Below are 574 nucleotides of genomic sequence, written 5' to 3'. Positions count from 1 at the left end.
CCACGCATGCGCGTCGCCTTATCACCACGCTTCGACGCCGCAGTGATAGTCCTTGACGACCCGGATCTCACCGCAAATTTGTACCCGATCTGCAGCATCGACGGGTGCGCCCGGTTCCTCAGCACCAGACAGCTCTGCCAGACACACCTCGGCCGGTGGAAGAAACTCGGCCACCCCACGCTCGATGAATTCCGGACCATGTCGGGCCCCAAAACCAATCCCGAAAAAATCGACCTCACCGGCCTGCCAGAAAAGCTCCGGGTCGAGCTGGCCCTATCTCTTCAACTGTTGGCATCCAGCCCGCGAAGCCGTCGACGCTTCCGGTTACAAGACCTACGCGACCTGATCAAATTTCTGAGACACCGGGAGACCGGGTCATTGCTCACGGACCTGCCCTTAGAAAGCACGGAAATCCAAAAGGGTTCTAAGGAAATGCGGCGGGCACACGCTGCCCTGCACACGGCGCTGGAACACTTCCTGGAACCGCCTGATGCGTCCTCAGAGTTCGAACGCGATGCCTGGCGGCTCGAGGTCATGGGCTTCCGAGGCCGGACGGGTCAGCAGGGCATATTGC

Annotated in this window: 1 protein-coding gene; it reads left to right on the top strand. The window is 60.5% G+C overall.

The window, feature by feature from the left end; all coding sequences use genetic code 11:
- A partial coding sequence (locus tag ACIKT0_RS19760; RefSeq protein WP_407106946.1) for a hypothetical protein occupies positions 1 to 574 on the top strand: 574 nt, incomplete at both ends.

The sequence above is a fragment of the Hansschlegelia beijingensis genome (assembly GCF_045505405.1).
Lineage (GTDB): Bacteria > Pseudomonadota > Alphaproteobacteria > Rhizobiales > Methylopilaceae > Methylopila > Methylopila beijingensis_A.
Note: the sequence above shows the minus strand (reverse complement) of the source record. Positions and strands in the feature narration are given on the sequence as shown.